This is a genomic window from Streptomyces sp. NPDC020845 (genome assembly GCF_044334165.1).
Taxonomy (GTDB): Bacteria; Actinomycetota; Actinomycetes; order Streptomycetales; family Streptomycetaceae; genus Streptomyces.
Genome location: NZ_JBIRSJ010000003.1, coordinates 361,044 through 379,587, shown reverse-complemented (window position 1 = coordinate 379,587; position 18,544 = coordinate 361,044). Strand labels below are relative to the sequence as shown.

Annotated in this window: 14 protein-coding genes; 6 read left to right on the top strand and 8 right to left on the bottom strand. The window is 71.1% G+C overall.

Going from position 1 to position 18,544, the window contains the following annotated elements:
• Positions 1–19 precede the first annotated feature (19 nt).
• The 5 genes from ACH4U7_RS08985 to ACH4U7_RS08965 all read right to left on the bottom strand — a co-directional run bounded on the left by ACH4U7_RS08985 (position 20) and on the right by ACH4U7_RS08965 (position 5,305).
• The gene (locus ACH4U7_RS08985; protein ID WP_398527289.1) at positions 20–1,036 is read right to left on the bottom strand and encodes a C-terminal binding protein; all 1,017 of its coding nucleotides are present in this window, start codon (positions 1,034–1,036) and stop codon (positions 20–22) included.
• An 8-nt stretch (positions 1,037–1,044) separates the two neighbouring features.
• A complete protein-coding gene (locus ACH4U7_RS08980; protein WP_398527288.1) occupies positions 1,045–1,905 on the bottom strand; it encodes an oxaloacetate decarboxylase in 861 nt (286 codons plus the stop codon).
• 31 nt (positions 1,906–1,936) lie between these two features.
• Positions 1,937–3,301 (bottom strand): MFS transporter, encoded by a 1,365-nt coding sequence (locus ACH4U7_RS08975; RefSeq protein WP_398527287.1) that lies wholly within the window; start codon positions 3,299–3,301, stop codon positions 1,937–1,939.
• A 135-nt stretch (positions 3,302–3,436) separates the two neighbouring features.
• Positions 3,437–4,246, bottom strand: coding sequence for an SDR family NAD(P)-dependent oxidoreductase (locus ACH4U7_RS08970; RefSeq protein ID WP_398527286.1), 810 nt, complete (start codon positions 4,244–4,246; stop codon positions 3,437–3,439).
• Between the two features lie 195 nt (positions 4,247–4,441).
• Complete coding sequence (locus ACH4U7_RS08965; RefSeq protein ID WP_398527285.1) at positions 4,442–5,305, bottom strand: helix-turn-helix domain-containing protein; 864 nt, start codon at positions 5,303–5,305, stop codon at positions 4,442–4,444.
• Positions 5,306–5,504: 199 nt separating this feature from the next.
• On the opposite strand from ACH4U7_RS08965, the gene ACH4U7_RS08960 reads away from it, so the two are divergent.
• From ACH4U7_RS08960 to ACH4U7_RS08935, 6 genes are all read left to right on the top strand, one after another.
• Entirely contained in the window at positions 5,505–5,912 is a 408-nt protein-coding gene (locus tag ACH4U7_RS08960; protein ID WP_398527284.1) for a cupin domain-containing protein, read from the top strand.
• 71 nt (positions 5,913–5,983) lie between these two features.
• A complete protein-coding gene (locus ACH4U7_RS08955) occupies positions 5,984–6,361 on the top strand; it encodes a DUF2255 family protein (RefSeq protein ID WP_398527283.1) in 378 nt (125 codons plus the stop codon).
• Between the two features lie 375 nt (positions 6,362–6,736).
• Positions 6,737–8,257, top strand: coding sequence for an alanine racemase (locus ACH4U7_RS08950; protein ID WP_398527282.1), 1,521 nt, complete (start codon positions 6,737–6,739; stop codon positions 8,255–8,257).
• Positions 8,254–9,660: a pyridoxal-phosphate dependent enzyme gene (locus ACH4U7_RS08945; protein WP_398527281.1), complete on the top strand. Its 1,407-nt coding sequence runs from the start codon at positions 8,254–8,256 to the stop codon at positions 9,658–9,660. Before ACH4U7_RS08950 ends, ACH4U7_RS08945 begins: the two co-directional genes overlap by 4 nt.
• A 10-nt stretch (positions 9,661–9,670) precedes the next feature.
• Positions 9,671–10,897: an aminotransferase class V-fold PLP-dependent enzyme gene (locus ACH4U7_RS08940; protein WP_398527280.1), complete on the top strand. Its 1,227-nt coding sequence runs from the start codon at positions 9,671–9,673 to the stop codon at positions 10,895–10,897.
• A gap of 123 nt (positions 10,898–11,020) precedes the next feature.
• A complete protein-coding gene (locus tag ACH4U7_RS08935) occupies positions 11,021–11,797 on the top strand; it encodes a class I SAM-dependent methyltransferase (protein ID WP_398527279.1) in 777 nt (258 codons plus the stop codon).
• Positions 11,798–11,831: 34 nt separating this feature from the next.
• Here ACH4U7_RS08935 and ACH4U7_RS08930 read toward each other — a convergent pair whose 3' ends face one another.
• The 3 genes from ACH4U7_RS08930 to ACH4U7_RS08920 all read right to left on the bottom strand — a co-directional run bounded on the left by ACH4U7_RS08930 (position 11,832) and on the right by ACH4U7_RS08920 (position 18,196).
• Complete coding sequence (locus ACH4U7_RS08930) at positions 11,832–12,887, bottom strand: LacI family DNA-binding transcriptional regulator (protein WP_398527278.1); 1,056 nt, start codon at positions 12,885–12,887, stop codon at positions 11,832–11,834.
• Between the two features lie 103 nt (positions 12,888–12,990).
• Positions 12,991–16,422, bottom strand: a complete 3,432-nt coding sequence (locus tag ACH4U7_RS08925) for a CHAT domain-containing protein (protein WP_398527277.1) — start codon at positions 16,420–16,422, stop codon at positions 12,991–12,993.
• Between the two features lie 322 nt (positions 16,423–16,744).
• Entirely contained in the window at positions 16,745–18,196 is a 1,452-nt protein-coding gene (locus ACH4U7_RS08920) for an amidase (RefSeq protein WP_398527276.1), read from the bottom strand.
• Between the last annotated feature and the right edge of the window lie 348 nt (positions 18,197–18,544).

The window sequence follows — 18,544 nt, the reverse complement described above, 5'->3', positions numbered from 1 at the left end:
CCGGCAGATACCCCAAACGCTACTGTATCGCCGGATCCGGCCCGGCCAGTGGCGTGGCGGGGTGGACACCATGGTTGACCAGGTATGCGGGCAGCCGCCCCTGGGCGACCTCCACCACGTTGCGGGCCGGCTTCGTACGGATCTCGATCTCGGAGTCCTCCGAGTACCAGGCGGTGTGCGGGGAGAGGACCACGTTCTCGCACTGCGCCAGCGGGCTGTCGGGCCCGATGGGTTCGCATGCGAAGACGTCCAGACCGGCGCCCGCGATACGTCCGGTGCGCAGCGCCTCGATCAGCGCGGTCTCGTCCACGACCGGTCCGCGCGCCGTGTTGACCAGGCAGGCGGTGGGCTTCATGGCGGCGAACTGCGCGCGCCCGATCAGGCCCTCGGTCTCCGCGGTGAGCGGGGCGTGTACGGACAGCACATCGGACTCGCGGCAGAGGGTGTCGAGGTCCACGAGCCGTACCCCCAGTGCCGCCGCCCGGGAGGGGTCGGCGAACGGGTCGTGGGCGAGGACCGTCATCCCGAATCCGGCCATCTTCTCGGCGAGCAGCCGCGGGATACGGCCGAACCCGACCAGCCCCAGCGTGCGCCCGCGCAGCCGCCGCAGCGGCGCCGCGGCGGTGTAGTCCCAGGTGCCGAGGCGGATGGCGGCGTCGTAGCGGTGCAGCCCGCGGGCGAGGGTGAGGATCAGCGCGGCGGCGTGGTCGGACACCTCCTCCAGGGAGCCGTCCGGCACATTGGCGACGACGATGCCCGCCTCGGTGGCCGCCGGGACGTCGATGGTGTTGAGCCCGATGCCGTAGCGGGAGATCACCCGGCAGCGGGTGAGGCTCCGGATCACCTTGGCCGTGACGGGGGCGTACTGGTTGATCAGGGCGTCGGCATCGGCGCAGAGCTCGATCAGCTCGTCCTCGGTGCGGGCCTGGGCCGGTACGAGGGTGAGTCCCGCCGCTTCCAGGACCTGGCGTTCGGGCTCCAGGTCGGCGAATTCGTAGTCGGTCACGACCACTTTGAACGTGGCAGCGTCGGACATGGCCGCGCTCAGCTCCCGAAGCGGTGGTCGAGGTCCTGGTGGAAACCGAGGTCGACGAGGTCGCAGAACTCGGCGTAGGTGTGCTGGGCCGGGCCGCCCGCCGGGGTCCCGGCCGCCCGTAGGTGGTCCAGGGCGTCGGCGACCGCGCGGGTGGCGGTGAACAGCGCCGTGACCGCGTAGAACACCATCGAGAACCCCATGTCGGCCAGATCGTCGGCGGTCAGCCGGGTCGTCTCGTTGCCGTCCACGATGGAGACGACCTTGGGCCCTTCGATGGCCTTCGCCACCGCCTCCACCTCCTCGATCCGCTTGATGCCGTCGACGAACACCAGGTCGGCGCCGGTGTCCTGGTAGCGGCGGGCGCGGCGTACCGCCTCCGCGATCCCGGCGGCGGGCAGCGCGTCGGTGCGTCCGATGATGAGCAGGTCGTCCGCGCCCCGGGCCTCGACGGCACAGGCGAGCCGCGCGGCGCTCTCCTCCACCGGCATCAGCCGGATGCCGCTCATCTGGCCGCACCGCTTGGGCGCCACCTGGTCCTCGAGGTGGATCGCCGCCACCCCGGCCTGGATGTACTCCCGTACCGTGCGGTGGATGTTGGACGGGCCGCCGTATCCGGTGTCCGCGTCCGCGATGACCGGAATGGCCACCGCACGGGTCATGTTGCGGGCGTGTTCGGTCATCTCGGTCTGGCTGAGCAGCCCGATGTCGGGTGTGCCCAGTCGGCTGGCCGTGGCCCCGAAGCCGGTCATATAGACGGCCGGGAAACCGGCGGCCTGGACGAGGCGGGCGGTGACGGAGTCGGGCGCGCCCGGGGCCCGGACGATACCGGGGCCCTCCAGGAGGGACGCGAGCGAGGTGGCGGCTGACAAGTCGGCTCCCTATCGGATGGGTTGGGGTGCGTCAGCGGGCGGCGGCGGGCGCGTCGGCCGCCGCCGGGTCGGTGTCGGCACCCGGCTGCCGGGCCGGGCTGCGCCACAGCAGGATCAGCACGGTCGACACGACCAGGGACACGACGGGGATCAGCAGGCCCGCGGTGACGGTGGAGCCGTCGGTCTCCTTGCCGACGATGTACGGGCCGATGAACCCGCCCAGGTTGCCGATGGAGTTGATGGTGGCGATGCCGACCGCGACATGGGTCTTGGAGATGCTGTCGGTGGCCAGCGACCAGAACGGCGGGAGCCAGGCGAAGGCCCCGACCCCGGTCACCGCGAGCGCGAACACCGCGGGCCCGGGGTGGTGGCGCAGCGCGATCACCCCGGCGAGGCCGGACGCCGCGAGGGCGAGCGGCACGGCGACCAGGTACTTGCGCTCGCGGATCCGCTTCGACAGCTGCGCGGTGACCAACAGCCCGATCGCGGCGCAGATATAGGGGATGGCCGCGAGGAAGCCGATGTTCGTGGCCGAGTAGTCGGGGTTGATCTGCTTGATGATCAGCGGCAGGAAGAGATTGAACCCGTAGGTGCCGATGGCGAGCGCGAGATGGGTCACGGCCAGATGCAGCACCCGGCGGTTCTTCAGGGCGGCGAGCTGGGCCCGTACGCCCTCGTCGTGTCCGGTGCCCTGCTCGGCGTCCAGGGAGGAGTGCAGCCAGTCGCGGTGGGCGGGGTCGAGCCAGCGCGCGGTGGCCGGGGAGTTGGGGAGGAAGACGAAGGTCACGACCGCCATCAGGATCGCCGGTACGCCGGTCAGGATGAACAGCCAGCGCCAGCCCGGCAGTCCCAGCCAGCCGGTGTGGTCCAGGATCAGCCCGCCGAGGAGCCCGCCGCAGATGAACGAGATCGGCTGGGCCAGCACCAGCCAGCCGAGCGCGACGGCCCGGTCGCCGGAGCGGAACCACATGGTCAGGTAGACGATGATGCCGGGGAAGAAACCGGCTTCGGCGACGCCGAGCAGAAACCGCATCACGTACAGCATCTGCACGTTGGTGGTGAACCCGGTGATGACCGTGATGATCCCCCAGGTCGCCATGATGCGGGCGAGCCAGGCGCGGGCGCCGAAGCGGCGCAGCAGCAGATTGCTCGGCACCTCGAAGAAGAAGTACGCGATGAAGAAGATCGAGGCGGCGAACCCGTACGCCGCGGCCTTGATGCCCAGGTCCTCGCCCATGCCCAGCTGGGCGAAGCCGACGTTGGTGCGGTCGATGTACGCGATGACGTAGCCGACGGCGATGAGCGGAAGGATGCGCCAGGAGATATGCGAGACGGCTGCCCGCTCCCCGGCCTCGTCCAGAGTCCTGGTGGGGGGCCCGCTTGGTGCGTGTGTCATGTGCTTCCTCGATCTGGCGGGGACGAGCGGTTCGGGCGGGGGTCTGAACAGGGTTGTGACCGGGGGTCCGGCGGGGGTCTGGCCGGGGGCCGGCGGGGGTTCCGGCGCGGGGTCCGGCCGGTTGGGGAGGCCGGCTCAGCTCATGATCAATCCGCCGTCGATATTGAGGGCCTGCCCGGTCATGTAGTCGGAGTCCGGTGAGCAGAGGTAGCGGGCGAGGCCCGCGACATCGTCCGGTGTCTGCGGGCGGCCCATCGGGACGACGGCGGTGCGCCGCTTCCATGCCTCGCCCTCGCTCCAGCCCTCGGCCGCGGCCCACTCCTGGTCGATCTGGCGCCACATATCGGTTTCGACCAGGCCGGGGCAGATGGCGTTGACGGTGATGTCCGGGGCCAGCGCGTAGGCCGCGGTCTGGGTGAGGCTGATGACCGACGCCTTGCTGGCGCGGTAGTGCGGGGTGAGGGGTGCCATCGGGCCGGCGCCGTACCGTCCGGCGATCGACGACATCGTGATGATCTTCCCGCGGGGGCGGGCGGCGGCCAGGGGTTTCTGGGCGCGCATCCGGGCGGCGGCGGCCTGCATGGTCAGGAACGTGCCCTTGACGTTGACCGCGAAGGTGGCGTCCCAGTCCTCCTCGGTGATCTCCAGGAAGGGCTTGACCTGCACGATGCCCGCGTTGCAGACCATGACGTCGAGCCGCCCGAGCCCGTCGGCGGTGCGCCGGACCAGCTCGGCGCAGTCGGCGGCCCGCGTCACATCGCCCCGTACGGCGAGCGCCGGCCGGCCGAGTGCGGCCACCTCGGCGCGTACGGCCTCGGCGAGGTCGGCTTCGCGGTCGATGACGGCCAGGTGTGCGCCCGCCGAGGCGAGCCGCAGGGCGATCGACCGTCCGATGCCGCGCCCGGCACCGGTGACCGCGATACAGAGACCGCCGAGGTCTGCCACTGTCGCCCCTTTCGTCGCTGGGCCCGGCGGCGTCGGCCGGGCCCGTTCGAACTGGGACACTAGGCAACAGAAATCTGGGATACAAGACGCGTTTACTAGCTATTCTCCGAGGGGTCACCCCAGATCACCGGCAGATCGTGCCGATCGGGCGAGCGAGCACGCGAGCGACGAGGGGTGAGCGGGCGCGAAGGGTGGTCAGCTCGTGGTGCCCGGAGCGGCCTGGTGGCTACCCGCGGTCCAGGAGGCGAGGGTGCGCAGGCCGTCGTGCGTGGGCGTGCCCGGTTTCGCGGTCCAGATGACCAGCTGCTGGTCAGGGTCGGTGCTGGCGGTGAGCGTGTCCCATTCGAGGACGAGTGTGCCGGCCACGGGGTGGTTCAGCGTCTTCGTGCCCACGGTGCGCGCGGCCACATGGCGAGCCGCCCACCACCGGCGGAAATCCGGGTCCCGCTCCGACAGTTCGTTCACCAGCGCGGTGAGCCGTGGGGAGCCGGCGCTGTGGGCCGCCTCCATACGCAGCTGGGCCACGGTGATCAGGGCCGTGTCCTCCCAGTCCGCGTACAGGTCTTTCATACGGTCGCTGAAGACCATCTTCGCGTAGTTGCGGTCCTCGGGCGGGATCTGCCCGAAGTCGCCGACCAGGGCGGCGGCCAGCGGATTCCACGCGAGCACGTCCATCTGGCGGCCGAGGACCATGGCCGGGATCGAGACGAGGTCGTCCAGCAGCCGCTGCAACTGCGGATTGACCGTCTGCACCTCATGCCGGCGCGACCGGCCGGTCTCCCGGCCCGCCAGCTCGAACGCGTACGCGCGCTGGTCCTCGTTCAGCCGCAGAACACGCGCGATGGCGGACAGCACCGGCTCGGACACCTGCATACGGCCCTGTTCCAGGCGGGTGTAGTAGTCGGTGCTGATCGCGGCCAACATGGCCACTTCCTCCCGGCGCAGCCCCGGCACCCGCCGGTGCGCACCGCTGTCGGGCAGCCCCACGGAGCGGGGGGTCAGCTCGGCGCGCCGGGTCTTGAGGAACTGTCCCAGCTCGATGGCTGCGCCGCGCGTCATGCCAGCCATTTTCACAGAAATCGACCGCTGCGCGAATGGCTGGGCCGCCGCTCCGGGACAGGGGCAGGAGCTGAAGGGGGGAGAGTCTTCTCCCTGGTTGATTGCCTTCCGCGGTGGAACTCTCCTCTGTACGGGCACACGGGGGTACGGGCTCGAGAACAACGGGAACGACGGGAACGACGAGAAGAAAGCACGCACGATGGAACTGCTGAAGCCACCGCCGACCATGAAACTGCCCGCCGAGTGGTTCACCGGCGACGCCTGGGCCGATGTGATCCACCGGGGCGAGGAGCCCTCCCGAGCCCGGGCCAACATGGTCAGGTTCTCGCCCGGCGCCCGTACCGCCTGGCATTCGCACGGCCTGGGCCAGACCCTCTACATCGTCGAGGGCATCGCGCTGATCCAGTCCCGCGGTGGCGACATCCTCGAGGCCCACCCCGGCGATGTCGTCTACACGCCCCCGGGCGAGCAGCACTGGCACGGCGCCGCTCCCGACCGGTTCATGGCCCATCTCGCGCTGTGGGAGACCGACGAGGTCTCCTGGCTGGAGCATGTCACCGACGCCGAGTACAACGGCCCGCGCGTCAGCACCGGCACCCGCCCCTGACGCGATCGCATACGCGAGGGCCGTATCACCCACATCACTCGCAAGACCGGTATCGCGAAGGAGACGAGCCGATGACGACATGGACGAGCGACGAGCTCAGCAACATCGCGGCGGCCGACGAACTCGAGATGGCTCCGCTCCGCGGGGACGGCACACCGCGCACAGCGGTGCCGATCTGGGTGGTCCGTGACGGCGACGACCTCTACGTCCGCTCCTTCCGGGGCAGCGGCGGCGCCTGGTACCGCGCCGCCCGGGCCAGCCACGCGGGCCACATCACCTCCGGCGGCGTCGACAAGGACGTCACCCTCGTCGAGGCGCCCGACCCCGGTGTCAACGACCGCATCGACGCCGCGTACCGCTCCAAGTACAGCCGCTACAGCGGATCGTACGTCAGGCCCATGGTCACGGACACGGCGCGCGCCACCACGCTCAAGCTCGTACCGCGCTGACCGGCCCGACCACACGCCCCCGCGGAAAACCCGCTCGGCCCGGTCGCTGCGGACGGCTACCGTGGTCTCGGCCGGGAGGGTGCCCGGTGCGCAGGCAGCGGATACTTCTGGATCAACGATCCTCGCGGGTTCGAATCCCGCCACCGGCCCGATGGCCGGTGTGGCCGAGCGGCCGAAGGCAAAGGCACCGCAGCCGACTCTCGATCTCGGGCACCCCCCGGCCCGCCCGGCGCAGCCGGGCCTTCGATATGAGCCAGATGCACCCGCTCGGGGGTAAACGCCCTTGCGAGCGGAAATGCTCTGACGAAGTGCGGTAGTCGAGTCACCGCGAAGGTCCAGGAAGGTTCGAGGGTTCAGGGGGGAGGCGACCGCGGCATGGGCGGCGCCTTGTACCTGGAGCCGCGGTTGGGGCCAAGGCTCGGATCGCTGCTGGAATCGGACCACCTGCTGCACACCCTCGCCGACGCGCTCGGCTCGCCGCTGGGCGTGGTGCTGCCCGACCAGCTCGCCGAGAACGTGGAGCGGTTCCGCTCGGTGTACCGCGGCCACCACCTCGCCGGCCAGATCTTCCTGGCCCACAAGGCAAACCGGTCCAGCGCCCTGCTGCGGCGCCTCGCCGCCACCGGCGCAGGGGTCGACGTCGCCTCGCTCGGCGAGTTGCAGCACGCCCTGGGCTGCGGGTTCGCCCCGTCCCTGATCACGGCCACCGGGCCCAAAGACTCACGGTTCCTGTGGCTGGCCGCCCGGACCGGGGCCACCGTGAGCCTCGACTCCCCCGCCGAGCTCGATCAGCTCGCCACCCTGACGCGCGCCCACGGCCTGCCGCGCGTCCGGGTGCTGCTGCGGCTGTCGGGGTTCGAGTCGTCGGGCGTCAAGGTGCTGACGCGTCGCAGCCGCTTCGGTACGCCCGTACCGGAGCTGGACGCCGTACTGGACACCCTCAAGCGGTACGCCGACGCGGTGGAGCTGACCGGTGTCGCCTATCACCTCGACACCACGTCCGCCGCCGAGAAGGCGGTCGCCCTCGAAGGCTGTCTGCTGGCCCTGGAGGAGTGTCGCGGCCGGGGTCTGACGCCGCAGGCCGTCGACATCGGCGGCGGTTTCGGGGTCAACTACCTCGCCGACCGTACGCAGTGGGAGCGGTACACGACCGAGCTCGCGCAGGCCGTCCTGGGCACCCGCCCACCGCTGACCTGGGGCGGCCACGGCTACGGGCTGCGCGAGGACGGCGGCACGCTGCGCGGCGCGCTCGGGGTGTACCCGGCGTACCGTCCGGTGGCCGGTGAGCGGTATCTGGACGATCTGCTGTCCCGCCCGGCCGCCGCCTTCGGTGGCCGCCCGCTGGCCACGCTGCTTCTGGAACACCTCTACGACCTGCACACCGAGCCCGGCCGCGCCCTGCTCGACCAGTGCGGGGTGACCCTGGCGCGGGTGCTGGAGGCCCGGGACGTGGGGGCGGGCCCGCTGTGGGTGCGGCTCGCGGCCACGGCGGGCGACATCGGTCTTGAGGAACACGGCATCCTCATGGATCCCGTCCTGCTGCCACGCGAACCGCGCGAACCGCGCGAGCCTGGCGAACCGGGCGCGTCCGCCGGGCCCGGCGGACCCGGCGGACCCGGCGAACCCGGCGAACCCGTGGAGACGTATCTGTTCGGAAGTCTGTGCCTGGAGTCCGACCTGATCACCCGGCGGGTGGTGCATCTGCCGCGCCGCCCCGCCCCCGGCGATCTGCTGGCCTTTGTGAACACGGCCGGGTACTGCATGGACTTCCATGCCACGCGGGCGCAACGGCAGCCCGTCGCCCGCAAGGTGGCCGCCTGGCAGGACCGCGCCGGGTGGCGCTGGTGTCTGGACGAGGAGTACTGGCCGATCACACCTCCTGGGGGACAGCAGTGAGGTACGACAGCATCACCGGCGCCATCGGAAACACCCCGCTGGTCCGCATCGACCCGGCCGTGCACGGACTGCGCCATATCGACCTGTACGCCAAGCTCGAACTGCTCAACCCCTTCGGATCGGTCAAGGACCGGGCCGCATGGCATATGGCGCGCCCGCAACTGGCCGCCGCCATGGCGGCCGACAGCCAGGTCGTCGAGCTCTCCAGCGGAAACACGGCCAAGGCGCTCGCCGTGATCGCAGGCATGCATGGGCTGTCCTTCAAGAGCGTCACCAACCGGATGCGGGTGCCGGAGATCAAGGATCTGCTTCTGCTGCTGGGCGCGGAGATCGAGGAGTTGCCGGGGCAGAGCGAGTGTCTGGACCCGACGGCGACGGACGACCCGCTCACCGTCTTCCACCGCACACTCGCCGCGTCCGGCAGCGCCTATCTCCACACCGACCAGTACTTCAACGCCCGTAACACCGAGGCCCATATCACCGGCACCGGGCCGGAGATCGTCAAGGATCTGGACGGCAAGGCCCCGGACTGGTTCATCGCCTGCGTGGGCACCGCCGGATCCTCCACCGGCGTCGCCCGGGTGTTGCGCGAGCACGACCCCGGGGTGCGGGTCGTCGGCCTGGTGGCGGCCAAGTCCGACTTCATCCCGGGCATCCGCACCCTGGACGAGGTGCACGAGGTCGGGCTGTTCGACCCGGACACCTACGACACCATCGAGTCCGTCAGCGCGGATGAGGCCATCGACGGACTGCTGACCCTGAACCGCCGCTGCGGCATCATGGCGGGGCCCACCGGTGGCGCCGCGTACGTCGGCGCCGTACGCCATCTGCGCGCGTACGACGAGAAGATATGCGCCGAGAAGACGTGTGACCAGCAGACGCGTGACGAGCAGGCGTGTGACGAGAACCCGGGCGGTGAGCAGCCGTCGGAGCCGGGGGGCGGCCGCAGGACCGCGGTGTTCATCGTCTGCGACCGGGTGGAGAGCTATCTGAGCTACGTCCGGCAGCGGCGCCCGGAGTTGCTGGGCCGCCCGCGCCGGAAGTACTCCGCCGCCGACGTGTCCGACGCCGAGGTGCTGGCCGCCCCGTCCATCACGGTCCCCGACGCCCGGGCGTGGATCGATCGGGAGGGGCCGCTGGTGGTCGATCTGCGCAGCCCGTACGCGTACGCCGCGCTGCATATCGACGGCTCGGTGAACATCGTGGACGAGCTGTTCGAGGAGCTGGTCCACGGCGGCCTGCCCTTCAGCCGCAGCCGGCCGGTGCTGCTGGCCTGCCCGGTGGGCGAGAAGTCCGCCCGGTACGCGGCGCTGCTGACCCGGATGGGCCACCCCGACATACGCAGCCTCGAAGGCGGCATCATCGCCTGGCGCGACGCCGGAGCACCGCTCGTACGGGACTGAGGTGACCGCCATGCCGGAAGGGCCGGAAGCGCCGGAAGGGCTGGAAGGGCTGGAAGAGCTGGAAGAGCTGCGGGAGTGGCAGCGCCGGCTGCGCGCCCAGTTCCCGATCGTCACCGGCCACCCGGACCTGGTCTACCTGGACAGCGCGGCCACCGCGCAGAAGCCGCAGGCCGTGCTCGACGCCGTCTGGGCCTATCTCACCACCACCAACGCCAACGCCGGGCGCGCCACCTACCCCTGGGCCAACCGGACCACGGCGCTGGTCGAGGAGGCCCGGGACCGGATCAAGGAGTTTCTGCACGACCCCGCCCCCGAGAGGTCGTGCACACACTTCACCAGCGGTACGACGGAGGGTTTGCGGACCGTGGCCCGCGACTGGCTCCCGGAGTATCTGGCCGACGGGGACGAGATCGTCGTCCCCGTGGCGGACCACCAGGCGAACATCTCCCCCTGGCTGGAGGCGCAGCGGCTGCTGGCCCGCCAGGGTGTCCGGGTGTCCGTCGTCGAGATGCCGTACCAGAAGGGTTCCGGCGACTACGACCACCGCGCCCTGGCCGCACTCGCCGGGCCCCGGACCCGCTTTGTCGCCGTCACACATGTCCACCACGTCTACGGGGCGGACATGAACGTCCACCGCATCCGCCGGGCCGTCGGCCCTCAGGCGGTCATCTGCCTGGACGCCGCCCAGAGCGTGGGCCATCTGCCGGTCTCCGTGGCCGACCTCGACGTGGACTTCGTCGTCTTCTCCGGGCACAAGGCCCTGGCCCTGCCGGGCTCGGGCGCGGTCTGGGCCCGGCAGGCGCGCGGGCCGAAATTCCGGGCCGGCGGCTGGAGCGGCACCCCGAACACCGCGGGTGTCGTCTCCCTGGCCGCCGCGCTCGACTGGCTGGACGCGGCGGGCCTCGACCGGATCGAACGCTGGACCATGGCCCTGGCGGCCCGGCTGACCGACGGGCTGCGGCGGTTGGACGCGTACGAGGTGCTGGGCTGCCGGACCAGCCTCGCCGCGGACTCGACCGTGCAGCGGCGCCAGGGCATCGTCGCCTTCCGGCATCGCGAAATCACCTCCGGCGACCTGGGGTTCATCCTCTTCAGCCACGGCTTCATGGTCCGCTCGGACAGCCACTGCCAGGGCAGCGCGGGCGAGCGGACCGGGTCGGTGCGGGTGAGTCTGCACCTCCACAACACCCCTGAGGAGATCGAGCGGCTGCTCGATGTGTTGCGCGGACTTCAGTGAAACCCATGGATCAAACTCAGCGAATCGGGTGAATTCTCCGTCCAGATGTGAATGGGAACCGTTTCCATCTGTAGGCTTCAGGCGCGCCGAGAGCAGCAGAGAACAGCAAGGTGGTACGACCCGATGGGGCTGAGCAGGGCCGCGGCCGAGCGGTGGGTAGGGCGCTGGGAGCGTCAGCAGCAGCGCTACGCAGTCGACCGCGAGGAACGGTTCACCGTGATCGCCGACGTCGTGCAGCACAGCACGGCCGACCGGCCGCATCCGCTGATCGTCGACCTCGGCTGCGGCCCCGGGTCGCTGACCGCGCGGCTGGCCGAGCGGATGCCGGCCGCGGAGATCGTCGCGGTGGACCGTGACCCCCTGCTGCTGGCCCTCGCCCGCACCCGCCACGCCGCCGCGGCCCGCTACGTCGAGGCGGTCATCGGCGAGCCGGGGTGGACCGACGTACTGGGCCTGCACGGCCCCCTGGACGCCGCGGTCTCCACGACGGCGCTGCACTGCCTCACCGAGGAGTCCCTGCGCCGCACCTACCAGCGGCTCGCCGCCCTGCTGCGCCCCGGCGGCGTCCTCGTCAACGCCGACCACTTCCCACCGGAGGACACCCAGCCGGCGCGGATCGCCGCCCATGTCGGGGCGCGGCGCTCCGAGCGGCTGCGCGCGTTCGCCCACGAGGACTGGGAGTCCTGGTGGGCCGCCACGGCCGAGGACCCGGAGCTGGCCGGGCTGCTCGCCGAGCGCCGCGAGAGCCGGCGACCAGCACACCAGCAGGACGCGGGGGTCGGCCACAACGGCCTGTGCCTGTCGCGGCATATCGCGCTGCTACGGCAGGCGGGGTTCGCCCAGGCCGGGCCGGTCTGGCAGTTCGGGGACAGCCATGTCCTCGTCGCCGTCCGCCCATGACCCCGGTGGCGGCAGGGGCGGTGGCAGGTGGCGGTCAGCGGGCGGGCACCGACGGAGGCGCGGCGACGCTCTCGCGTACGACGATGTGGGTGCCGAGCACATGGTGGGCGCCCGCGGCGTGTTCGGGGTCGCGCAGGGCGATGCGTACGGCGGCGCGGCCAAGTTCCTCGGCGGGGGTGCGGACCGTGGTGAGCGGGGGGTTGAAGTCCTCGGCGAGCGGGATGTCGTTGTAGCCGACGACGGAGATGTCGTCAGGGACGCGCAGACCCGCCTCGGCGATGGCGCGCAGGGCCCCGGCGGCCACCATGTCGTCCCCGGCGAACACGGCGGTGAACTCCGGTGTGCCGTGGAGGAGTTCGGTCATGGCGCGGTGTCCGGCGGCACGGCCCAGGCCGCAGTCGACGACCTGCGCGGCCTCGGGCGGCAGACCGTGCTGGGCGAGGGCGGCCCGGTAGCCCGCGACGCGTGCGTCCAGGGCCGTGTTGCCGGGCAGCCCGCCGAGGAAGACGATCCTGCGGTGGCCCGCGGAGAGCAGATGTCCGGTGAGGGCATGGGCCCCGGCCTCGTTGTCGAACTCGACGACCAGCGCCGGGATGTCCGGGTCCGGCGCGGGCCGTCCGCACAGCACGAGCCGGGCGCCGGAGGAGTCGAGGGCCTGCGCGTAGCGGGCAACGCGCTCACGGTAGGCGTCGTCCTCGACCACCCCGCCCACCAGGATCACCAGCCGGGCGCCCTCCTCCCGCATGAGCTGCACAATCTCCAGCTCGCGCTGGGGGTCGCCGCCCGTCGTACCCACCAGACACAGCCAGCCGCGCGCGGCCGCCTCTGCCTCCACGCCCTCGGCCACCTGTGCGTAGAAGGGGCTGGTGACCTGGCGCAACACGACCGCGACCATCTTGCGGCCACCGCCGACCAGGGCGCGGGCATGGGCATTGGCGACGTAGTCCAGGGCCCGCGCCGCGCGCATGACCCGGGTGTGGGTGGCCGGCGGGACCGGGTAGTTCCCGCTCAGTACGCGCGAGACCGTGGCCACGGACACGCCCGCCCGCTCCGCCACCTCACGGATCGTGACCCGCCCCTTTGCCGCCATCTCGCTCCCCGCTCTCCTCGCCGCGTACGTATCCGCGACCATTGTGTCGCCCGGCCTCCTCAGCCCAGGAAGCTGAGCCGCACCTGACGGTCGGGGTCCGGGTTCATACGGCTCCCTTCGCGGAGGCGGACTGCGTCGCCGCTGCCGTCGCCCGTCCTGGACCTGGGTGTCCCTGGTGGATGAACGCCGCCCAGACCGGCAGACGTTCGAGCCCCGGGCGCCGGATCTCGCGCAGCAGCGCGCCGGTCAGCGAGCCCGGATTTTTCCGGTCCGGGTCGAGCATCCACAGCTGCGCGGCCCTGAGCGCGTCCGCCGGTCCCTGCCCCTCGACGGTCAGGTAGTGGTGGAACACCGCCATCATCAGCGCCGAGGCCCCGTCCTGAGCGGTCCACCGCGATCCCACGACGTTGCGTGCCCCACCCGAGACGAAGGCTGTCGTCAGGGTCAGGGCCTCGTCGTGGTCACGGGTGCTGAGGTCGGTCTCGCAGGCACTCAGGACCACCAACGGCCCCTGGGCGCCGGGCTGTTCGTGCCACGGTCGGTCCAGCAGCCGGGTCACGGTCAGCATGCCCCGGTCCGGCTCGGCCCCGGGGCCGCCCTCCTCGGCCGGCAGCACGTCGGTGCCGTCCGGAAAGGCGAGATGCAGCGCCGACACCGTCGGACGCACCCCCGCGGAGCCGTGCGAGGCCACATGCAGCAGCGAGGGAGCCTTGGAAGGATCGGACAGGAGTGCGAGGACCTCGTCGGGGGTGCCGGCCGCCACCGGCTCCACGGGCGGTTCGAAGAACTCGCCGTACAGCCGCGCCTGCGGGTAGAAGGCCTCGTAGAGCGCCGTGGCCTCCAGCTCGGCGTAGGTCAGCTCCTGCCGGGGATCGGCGATCAGGACCGCGGCGCCGGTCGTGTCCCGGCTGGCGCGCTTCACTGTGCGCAGGAACTGGCCGCCGGACGCCGCGTAACTGATGACGGCGATCTGGCAGACGTAGTCGTGGGACGCCGCCGCGGGCAGGCGTGCGGCGTGCCAGGGGACGACACCCAGGCGGCCACACGGCACGAGGACGATCCTGGGCGGGCCCGAACGGTTTTCGCGGCGGCTCTCGCCCGCGGTGAGGTGTTGCGTGACGGCTGTGAGGATGTCGTCGAGCGCCGCCCGGTACGCCCAGTCGCAGAGCGTCGACAGGGCCTCCTCCCAGGCCTGTTCTGCGGCCGGTTCGCCGAGCCGCTTGGACCGTTCGGCGGCCGCGTCGAGGTAGCGCTCAAGGGGACCGCTCTCGGTGCCGGACAGCAGCGGAAGGCCGCCTATGCCGACGCCGAAGTCCGCCCCCACGACGATCCCTACGCCGGGTGCGTCACCTTCGCCGGGCAGCAGATATACCAGCGCGTCCGCTCCGCCCTCGGCGACACCGTCCGCCAGCTCATTGAGCGTGGGCGTGGTGAACAGGCCGTGCTGCCGGTAGCCGAGCGCCTCCAGGGCGCGGCGGCGCAGAGTGCTGCGCAGCTCGCCAGGGGGCCCGTCGGGCTCCCCGGCGTCGGCCGTGCCGGACTTTCGCCATGCCTCGGCAAGCTCCTGCTGCCCGCGCGCGTCGAGGAGTTCGGGCACGGTACGCGACGTGGACGCAGCGTGCAGCACGAGGGCGCGGCCCAGCTCAAGGGCAGCCACCGCCTCCTCTGCCTGGTTTTGCGACGCGGCCCAGATGGCCGCCATGACGCTGCGCGCGGCGCCGGCGCGAGCCGTCAACAGGCCGTGCTCCGACCCCAGTTGCAGGAGTACGTCGGCTGCGAGTGTGTTCAGGGCCTCTTTTGCGGTGGCCGTGGCGGAGGCCTGATCCGCCGGGTCCTGCGTGTGGTGCCAGCGGGCTCGGTATGCCTCTGCCAGCATCCACTGGGCCTTGGCGGCGAACCGGGGCCTTTGGCCCTGCCGTATGTCGTCGCACACCCGCCTCAGTTCGGCGATGAGAGGGTCGAGATCCGAGAGGTCGCGGGTGAGGGTGTACCGGACCATCAGGGACTGCGCGGAGTCCCACCGCTGACTCGTCGAAGCGTCAGGCGGCGCGGCGGTGGCATGCTGCAGCAATGTCGGGTCGCCGGTGACCCGGGCTCGTACGGCATCGGGGCCGGTGGCGTGCTGGGAGAGCGACTCCCTGATGAATGCGGGTGCGTGCGCTGCGGCTGCCAGGCTCTGTTCGTGGTAGTCGGCGCCACGCAACCGCATGTCGTTGTCGTTCGTGAGGTTGCCGAGCGAGAGACAGGCCTGGGCCAGGGCCAGCTGGATCTGGAAGCGGAATCCGTTGTCCGGCGGAGTGTCCGCCTCAAGTGCCTCGAGCTCGCCGAGGAGGGCTCGCACCGTCGCCGCGTCCTCCGCCTTGTAGGCCGCGTCGATCCGGCTCATCAGGGGGTAGACACGGACCGCGACCGCGAACTCAGCGGTTACCGGAGTCGTGGAGGCCGCTGCGAACGACTGCATCTGGTCGGCCAACGCCGTCACGTACTCGTGACCGAGGGACTGGTCCTGGAGGTTGCCGCCGACGCTCTCCCCCGCCTGGAGCAGCATGCCGATGAAATTCTCGATGGAGACGCTCGCCTCATGGCCGGGCGGCAGCTTTCCGTGTGCGGCGCGCAGCCGTCGCAGTGCCCGGTTGAGGGCCTCCGGGTCGCCGCCTCGCAAGGCTGCGAGCGCGTCGAGTACTGAGGGCATCATGGCGTCCATGGCGACGACATCGGGGTCGTCGTCGGCCGCGACCGATGTGCGGGCTCGGCCCTGCTGCGGGCCGGAGGGGCCCGGAGGGGCAGCCGGCTCCGGACCCGCGGGGTCTTCCGCGCTCGCGGCAGGTTTGGGGCCGGCGGCGGTACGCCCGGCTTCCGACAACACGTCCGTCATCAGCCGCATCTGGTCCGCATGAGGAAAGCCTTCGGGCAACGAATCGACGAACTGGCGCAGGGCACCGGGTCCGTCGGGCCCCGGCAGTGCGGCAATCATGGTGCTCATCCGCTGCAGTCGGCCGTGCAGTTCCGGCGCCAGCGGCAACTCCAGAGCCTCGGCCAAGAGCGCCGGCATCTCGGCCGCGATGGCCGCCATCTCCTCGGGCTCCTGGTACGCGCGCCAGTCGAGCATGTTGAAGAAGCCGTCCTGGCCGACCCCACCCCCTGCCAGCGGGATGGGCATCACCAGACTCAGCAGGACCAGCGCAGCCCACCGCCGGTCGTCCGCATCCGTCGCCGCCCCGGTTTCGGTCCGGGGATCGCGGGCCTCCCGCAGCAGCAGCCGCGCCCGCTCCCGGTCCTGCGGCACGCCGCCTCTGGCGAGGTGCCGCATCGTGAGGACGGAGCCGAGCTGGACCGTCACCGTGGCTCGCAGTTCCGCGTCGTGCTCCAACAGCCGTAGCAATTCTTGGAGTTCGGCGATCGAGCTGTCGTACACATCCGGGTCGGCGTTGGGAGTGCCCGGCGGGTACAGTCGCAGCGCCCGCTTCGTGGCGGCCATCACCCAGGCGCGCAGCGCCCGGGCGCCCCCGCTCTCCTCGATCTCCGCGTCGGTCACATCTCCCCCTCGACCTGCGGGTGCCTCTGTCCGCCGCTCCCAGTTCTTCCCACATCTCCCGCCGCAATGTGCGCAGCCGGTCCCGCAGTGCGTCGATGGGCACTGCCGACGTCGACGCTGCCCCGGTCCGGGCGCCCGCAGCCGGCTGCTGCCACTCACCCTGCCAGCGAAGCAGCATGGTCCGCGCGGGGTGAAGCCCTGTCCCGAAGGGCGCCCAGTTCACAACCAGCATGCGCCCGATGCCGCGGCAATCGGTGCGGACGGGGGCGTGTCGTCTTGCGGGGTCGATGCCGGCCGCCCGATCCGTCCGCCACATTCCGCCCTACTTCGGTGCCTGGAAGCCGCCGATCTTCTGCTCGAGCAGTTCGGCCAGCCGCAGCGGGGTGCGGTCCTCGAACATCGGACCGATGAGCTGCACTCCCACCGGCAGACCCTCGGGAGACCGGCCCGCCGGTATGGCGGTGGCGGGCAGGCCGGGCATGGTGGCCACACCGGCCCAGACGAGCTGGTCGAAGTACGGGCACTCGACGCCGTCGATGTCGATCCGGCGTTCCAGCGGATTGGGGTTGTGGTCGTGCGGGAACGCGGGAGTGGGCGTGATGGGACACACCACCGCGTCGAACTCGGCGAAGAGCTGCCGCCAGCCGTGGCGGTGGAGTTCGCGATGGTTGTTGGCCTCGATCCAGTCGCGGTGGCTGAACACCATCCCGCGCAGCCGCGTCGCGTCGAGGCTCTGGTCGTCTGCGCTCAGTCCGGCGGCGCGGGTCCGCAGCTGCTCGTAGGCGTCGACGGGAAAACGTGCGACAGAGCCCGAAAACAGCAACTGCGTGTAGAGCGTCGCGGCTTCGGTCAGATCGGGCAGCAGCGGAGTGTGCCGTTCGACGCGGGCGCCGCCGTCGGCAAGGGCGTCGGCCACCCGGTTCACGCCCGCCTGCACAGCGGACCCGGTCGGAATGAGCGGATGCTCGTCGACGACCAGGACCCGGAAGTCGCCGAGCCGCTCGTGGCGGGCGGGCGGCAGGGTCAAGTCGTGCGCCTTGCCGAGCGTCAGCGGGTCCGGTCCGGCCATGACGTCGAGCAGGAGCGTGAGGTCGCGGGCAGTGCGCGCCATCGGACCGACGACGGCGAGGTCGAGGTCGACCGGCAATGGCGGTGCCGGCGGCGCGGCCATGCCGCGGGTTGCCGCCAGTCCGAGTGTCGGCTTGTGCGCATAGATGCCGCAGAAATGCGCGGGGGTGCGCAGCGAACCGGCGAGGTCGGAGCCGATGGACAGCGCGCCGAATCCGGACGCCAGGGCCGCCGCTGATCCGCCGGAGGATCCGCCCGGCGTGCGATCGTGATCCCACGGATTGTTAGTGGTGCCGTAGATCTCGTTGAAGCTCTGGATATCTTGCAGTCCCAAGGGCACATTGGTCTTACCCAGCACCACCGCGCCCGCGGTCTTGAGCCGCGACACCTGCACCGCGTCCTCGGCCGGCAGGTAGTTCCGGTGCAGCGGCATGCCCCAGGTCGTGGGCAGCCCGGCGATGTTGTAGGACTCTTTGACCGTCACCGGAATGCCGAGCAGCGGCCGGTCCTCACCGCGGGCGCGCGCCTGGTCGGCACCGCGCGCGGCAGCCCGTGCACGGTCGAAGTCCGGCACACAGATCGCGTTGATCGTCTTGTCGTCCCGCTCGATACCGGCGATCGCCTCGTCGGTCAGTTCCGCCGAGGTCACTTCACCGGCGCGCAAGGCAGCCGCGAGTTTTTCGGCCGTCTGAAACTTCCACTCCATGAATCGGACCGTACTGGCCTCTGGAACAGGTCACGAAAAGCCGCTTCGCGCAACGGGATGGATGCCTCAATACTCATCATGTTCCTCTCCGGCCACCGACATGGACGCGCCCCGCTCCGCGGCGTGGGTCAGCCGCGAGTGGCGCATGGAGTGCGGGAAGGCAGTCACGCCAGGAAGCTGAGCCGTACCTGGCGGTCGGGGTTGTCCTTGTTGGTGTCCGCCAACCTCCGTTGCAGCAACCCCCTGAATAGACGCGCACCTGCCGGGCGAGAGAACCACTGACCAACCAGGCGGGCGAGCCACGGGCCACGGCTTCTTCGTTCGAGACGAAGAAGCCGTGCGATCAAA